This is a genomic window from Synechococcus sp. RC10B2, assembly GCF_047502635.1.
In genome coordinates this window covers 4,571-9,163 of the sequence record NZ_JANSHO010000042.1, presented here as the reverse complement: position 1 = coordinate 9,163, position 4,593 = coordinate 4,571, and the positions used below count along the sequence as shown (strand labels likewise).

The 4,593-nt window shown below is 65.8% G+C and carries 5 protein-coding genes; all 5 read left to right on the top strand.

What is annotated here, in order from left to right:
• The coding region (locus tag NW855_RS05140) for a hypothetical protein (RefSeq protein ID WP_414508499.1) at positions 1-699 on the top strand (699 nt) is incomplete at its 5' end.
• Complete coding sequence (locus NW855_RS05135; protein WP_414508498.1) at positions 681-1,367, top strand: glycosyltransferase family 2 protein; 687 nt, start codon at positions 681-683, stop codon at positions 1,365-1,367. The genes NW855_RS05140 and NW855_RS05135, both read left to right, overlap by 19 nt.
• A gap of 30 nt (positions 1,368-1,397) precedes the next feature.
• Positions 1,398-2,606: a type II secretion system F family protein gene (locus NW855_RS05130; RefSeq protein ID WP_414508497.1), complete on the top strand. Its 1,209-nt coding sequence runs from the start codon at positions 1,398-1,400 to the stop codon at positions 2,604-2,606.
• Positions 2,607-2,610: 4 nt separating this feature from the next.
• Positions 2,611-3,726, top strand: a complete 1,116-nt coding sequence (locus NW855_RS05125; protein ID WP_414508496.1) for a DnaJ domain-containing protein — start codon at positions 2,611-2,613, stop codon at positions 3,724-3,726.
• Positions 3,727-3,736: 10 nt separating this feature from the next.
• A partial coding sequence (locus tag NW855_RS05120) for an Rpn family recombination-promoting nuclease/putative transposase (RefSeq protein WP_414508495.1) occupies positions 3,737-4,593 on the top strand: 857 nt, incomplete at its 3' end.

Genomic DNA, 4,593 nt, shown 5'->3' with positions numbered 1-4,593 from the left:
GGGAGAGGGGCAGGGGGTGAGGGCAACACCCCTCTCCCACCCCGTGGGAGAGGGGCAGGGGGTGAGGGCAACACCCCTCTCCCACCCCGTGGGAGAGGGGTAGGGGGTGAGGGCATAAATTTCCTCCGCCTCTGGCTGCTAATCGCGTTGGCAGCGGCGGTGTGGGGCGTGCCGTTTCAGGCGATGCGCCACCTGCTGTACGCGCTGCCCCCCTTGATCCTCATCCTCACGCCGTGGGCGGGCAGGAACGCGCCGTTGCTGATTGCGCAGGGCGTGCTGTGTCTGGCGGTCATCGCGGCGGACTACGACTACGCGGTACGCTACAAGCGGGGCGCGGCGGTGTATGCCGAACGGTTCGCGGGCGAGCGCGTCTGGTACGCAGGCTCGTGGGGCTGGATGTTCTACGCCGAGCAGCACGGATTTCGCAAACTGCTGCCCGATGGCAAAGGTCTGCAGCGCGGCGACATCATCATCATCCCCGAGCGCGTCTACAAAGGCAAGATGCCCCCCGACCTGCACAAGCACCTGGTGCTGCTGGACGAGACGCCCTGCTACCCGCTGACGCCGCTGCGCACGATGGACTTTCGCGGAGCCGCCTACTACGCGCTGATCTGCACGAACGCGCCGTTCCGCTTCACCCTGCAGCGGGACGAGCCGCTGGAGATTCGCCGCGCCTACCGATGGATGCCCCCACGCTGAGCCTGATTGTGCCGTTGCACAACGAAGCGCCGAACCTGCCGCGCCTGCTGGAGGCATGCGCCGACGCGCTGGAGCGCACAGGCGAATCGTGGGAGATTCTGCTGATCGACGACGGCAGCGACGACGGCAGTTGGGCGGTCATTCAGGACGCGATGAAGGCGGATCGGCGTGTGCGCGGGTTGCGCCACCCGCAGCGGCTGGGCAAGACGCAGGCGTATGCGACGGGCTTCCGCGCCGCGCGCGGGCAGTACCTGTTCACCATCGACGCCGACCTGCAGGAAGACCCTGCGGCAATCCCTGCGATGCTGGAGCGGCTGCGCACAGACGCCGACATGGTGGTCGGCTGGCGCAGGAGGCGGCGCGACCCGCCCCTGAAGGTGCTGGCGTCGTGGGTGTTCAACGCGCTGTTGCGCTGGGGTTGGGGACTGCCCCTGCACGATGCGAACTGCGGCTTCAAGGGCATGCGCCGCGCGGTCGCCGACGCGCTGCTGCCCCACTTGGAGCGCGACTTCCACCGCTACCTTGCGCTGATGGCGCATCGGCTTGGGTTTCGCGTGGCGGAGGTGGTTGTGGCGCATCGCCCGCGCGCCTATGGGCGTTCCCGCTACGGGCTGGAGCGGTACGGGCGCGCGCTGGCGGACCTGTGGGCGCTGCGGCGACGGCTGTAAGCGCGTCCGCTGTCGTGTATAATTTGCGCGATGCCCACCTTTCGCTATATAGCGCAAACCCCCGAAGGGCGCGAGGTGCGCGGCACAGTGCAGGCGAACTCGCGCTTGGAGGCGAGCGACGCCGTGCGCAAGCAGGGCTACTGGCTGCTGGAGTTATACGCCGAGCCAGAGCCGACCACGCCCATCCGCGCCGCGCAGCAGAGCGTGTGGCAGCCCCTGTTCGGCGGCGTGCCCCTCAAGACGCTGGCGGTGTTTTTCCGCCAGTTCGCCACGATGCTAGCCGCAGGCGTGCCGATGTACCAAGCGCTGGAGACGCTGGGCAACCAGCGTGGGGGCAACGCCCGCCTGCGCCGCGTGCTTGGCGACATCCGCAACAGCATCCTCGCAGGCGAGCGACTCGCCGACGCCTTCGACAAGCACCCCGCCGTCTTCTCGCCGATTATCCGCGCCATGATTCGCGTCGGCGAGACCAGCGGCGCGCTGGAGACCATCCTGCGCCGAATCGCCGACTACCTCGAAAACGAACTGGAACTGCGCCGCCTAATCAGCCGCGTGACCTTCTACCCCAAACTCGTGCTGTTTTTCGCGATTGTGATCCCGCAATTGATCCCCGCGCTGATTACGCTGGTGGGGGCGCAGGGGGGCGCGCCTGTGGGGCAAGTGCTGACGGGCATCGGGCTGACCTTCGCGAAGATTCTGCTGGCGATTTTCGGCATCTGGGCGGTGTTTCGGCTGGCGATGCAGTCGCAGGGCTTCCGCTGGAGTTGGGGGCTGTTCACGGTGAGCATGCCGTGGATTGGCTTCACGGTGCGCCAACTCGCGCTGGCGCGGTTCGCCCGTGCGCTGAGCGCGCTGTACGGCGCGGGGCTGCCCCTCTCGCAAGCCATCCGCTACGCCGCGCAAGCCACAGGCAACGAATACCTGCGCAGCCGCATCGAACCCGCAGGCTCGAAACTCGAAGCGGGACAGGGCATCGCGCAAACCTTCGCCAGCACGGGCGTCTTCCCGCCGATGGTGATGGACATGGTCGCCACAGGCGAGAACACGGGCGAACTCGGCTTCATGATGGACAAGGTCGCCGAGTATTACGAAGAGGAGGGCAAACTGCGCTCGCACCAAGCGGGCTACATTTTGGGCGTGGCGGTCTATATCGGCGTGGCGATTTATGTGGCGATTATCCTGATCCAGTTTTATTCGGGCTACTTCAGTTCGATTTTCGGTGCGGCGGGTGAACCGTAGGCATATGCAGAACCACTACGAGGTGCTGGGGCTTTCGATGCACGCAACGCAGGAGGCGATACGGCGTCGCTATCGCGAGTTGGTGCGCCAGTATCACCCCGATGTGAACCCGTCGCCGCAGGCGAAGGAGCGGTTCCTGCGCATTCAGGAGGCGTATCAGGTGCTGTCCGACCCTGAGCGTCGGCGGCACTACGATGCGCTGTTGCGCCTGCAGATGGGCGAGCCGCCCAGCGCGCGCTACAGCCAGCCGCGCACGCCCCCGCAGCGTTCCAGCCCGCCCCCGCAGGCGAGCCAGCCGAAGCCGAACCCTGCGCTCGACGAGGCGCGCCGCGCGATTCTGCAGGCGGAGCGCGCCTTCATTCAGGGTCGCCTGCAGGACGCGCTTTACTGGGCGAAGCAGGCGACGCGCCTTGCCCCGCGCCTTGCGAAAGGGCACGAGATTATCGGCGATGTGTACCGCACGCAGGGGCACTACGACGCCGCGCTGAACGCCTACACCTACGCCATTCAGTTAGACCCGAACAACGCCGACCTGCAGCGCAAGTTGGACGCGACGCTGGCGCACACGCAAGCGCGCGCAGCGTCGCCGCCGTCGCCCGTGCTGCGCAACCTACCCGCGCTGAAGTTGCCCCCCGAATGGAAACTCTACGCGGCGCAGTCGCTGGGCTGGGGCGCAGTGCTGTTCCTGCTGACGCTGGCGTACACGGCGCCAGGCGCGCCGCTGATGCTCGGCTGGAGCCTGAACCTTGTGGCGTATCTGGGGCTGGCGGGCTTTTTGACGGGCTTTCTGATGGCGGTCAGCCGCTGGGTCGCGCCGATTGGCGATGCGTTCCCGTGGCGTCGGCGCGGGGGACAGATTTCGGCGGGCGGCGCGCTGGTCGGACTGAGCGCGCTCTGCTTCCCGCTGGCGGTGCTGCTCTACACGCTACTTGCGCTCACGCAGGGCGGACTAAGCCGCTCGGTAGCGCGCGCCTTCGGCGTGGGCAGCGCGCTCACGCTGGGGTTCGCCCTGCTCTATCCGCACGACTGGCTCTACACCGCGCTCTTCGGCGGCAACCTCCTGTTCCTCGCGCTGATGGGCGGCTGGTACCTCGCCGATAACCTACGCCTGACGCCATAGGAGGAATGTAATGCGCAACCATCGACGGCGACGCGACCAAGACAGTCCGTGGAAGACGCTCATTACGCTCTTCTTCCCGCAGCTGATTCAGCTGATTCATCCCGAACTCTACGCGCTGATTGACTGGCAACGCGGCTACCAGTTTCTGGATTCGGAACTGCGCAAAATCGCGCCGCGCAGCCGCACAGGGCGTCAGACGGTAGACAAACTGGTGCAAGTCTACCTGCGCGACGGCAGCGAGTACTGGATTCTGATTCACATCGAGGCGCAGTCCCATCCCGACCCCGATTTTGAGGCGCGGATGTTCACCTACTACGCGACGCTGTGGGTTCTTTATCGTCGCCCCATCGTGAGCATCGCGATTTTGGCGGACGATGACCCGAACTGGCGCCCCAGCACTTTCACGCAGTCGCTGGGCGGCTGCCGCGTGGAGTTCAACTTCTACACCGTGAAGCTGCTGGACATGGACGAGGAGCAACTCTTGAACGACCCGAATCCCTGCGCGCTTATCTTAGCAGCGTTCCGCCGCGCGATGCGGGCGAACACGGCAGAGTTCATGCTTGCCTCCCGCATCGAACTTGTGCGCCTCGCGCTAGATCGAGGGTATACTGAAGAGCAGGTTGAAAATCTCATCCGATTGCTGGAGTGGGTTATGGTACTGCCAGAAGTGTTGGAGGAGCGCTACGAGCAGTTTCTGGAAGAGGTGAAGCGCGAGCAGAACACGCCGTACCTGTCGGTACTGGAGCGCAAGGCGCTGCGCGAGGGCTGGGAGCAAGGCGTCCAGAAGGGCTTGCAGGAAGGGCACGAGAAGGGCTTGCAGGAGGGACGCGCACAGGGCTTGCAGGAGGGACGCGCACAGGGCTTGCA